The 1041-nt window shown below is 49.1% G+C and carries 1 protein-coding gene; it reads right to left on the bottom strand.

Going from position 1 to position 1041, the window contains the following annotated elements:
* Positions 1 to 209: transposase (locus tag C8R21_RS15575; protein WP_146162530.1), on the bottom strand; the 209-nt coding region annotated here is incomplete at its 3' end.
* Positions 210 to 1041 lie beyond the last annotated feature (832 nt).

Genomic DNA, 1041 nt, shown 5'->3' with positions numbered 1-1041 from the left:
TCCCGCTCGGCACTGGTGACCCCGTCACGCACACCGTTGTCGACCTCATGCTTGCGCACCCACTCGTTCAAGGTCTGCGGCACACAGCCAATCTTCGGCGCAATCGATTCGATGGTCGCCCACAACGACGGATACTCGCCACGGTGCTCCTGCACCAGGCGCACGGCGCGCTCACGTACCTCGGGGGAAAACTTGTTCTGCTTCTTCATAGCTCCATTCTCTCAGATGTTGGAGCCTCTACAAAACTCGGGGCGGTTCAAGTACAGAAAGCCCCTAGATCACTGTTTGGGTCTTGTATGCAACGCGTCAAACGATCTAAAGGCACTTGCTGTCTACCGTATCTGCTACCTACGAAGACATGGCCAACATGAACCCGTTCACCTGGATTGGGTGTTTGTTTGAGGTTTTCAATGGTAAGCGTAGCTTTTTCTGCTGCCATCCCTGAGAAGGTCAAATCATCAAGAATTACTGCTGATGCGTCCTTATGTCCGTTTCTACAAAACTGCTCTATCTCCCTTAACACCTTACTCTTCCCAGAGTTATTTGGCCCTACAAAGACTGTCACTGGCGTTGTATTTATCCACGTAGCAGAAGTTCCTGATGCTCGACCAAATTTGAGTTTAAACGTAGAGATCAATTTAATTCCCACGAGATGCTATCGGCATGATGATACCGACAGAATGATTCATATTTTCCACATACTGGAATAGATCAAGCTTCCGATGCTTTATTTTCTAAGTTTATGGCTGAGGTAACAATTGGACATAGGTACACCTGTCAGCCAGTATGGGTATTTAAAATACTCGTACTTTTGAAAGAGAAACGAATTTAAGCGAATGCTTTTTTCCTTCTTTATGCTTGATCACCGCTCCCATTCCTGACTTCTATTCCTGTTTTTGCCCTGGCTCAGTTCCTGCACCAGTCCTTCCACAGCTTTCGGCCCCCGCTGCCTGAAATGCTCCCGCATCCTCTCCAGCTCCAGCCCCCGCTCGTCCTTTGGAAGGGTATTGAACCGGTCTATCGCTTCACGTGCGCTCTCCG

The organism is Nitrosospira multiformis (assembly GCF_003050865.1).
GTDB lineage: Bacteria > Pseudomonadota > Gammaproteobacteria > Burkholderiales > Nitrosomonadaceae > Nitrosospira > Nitrosospira multiformis_E.
This window is presented reverse-complemented; position numbering and strand designations above follow the sequence as displayed.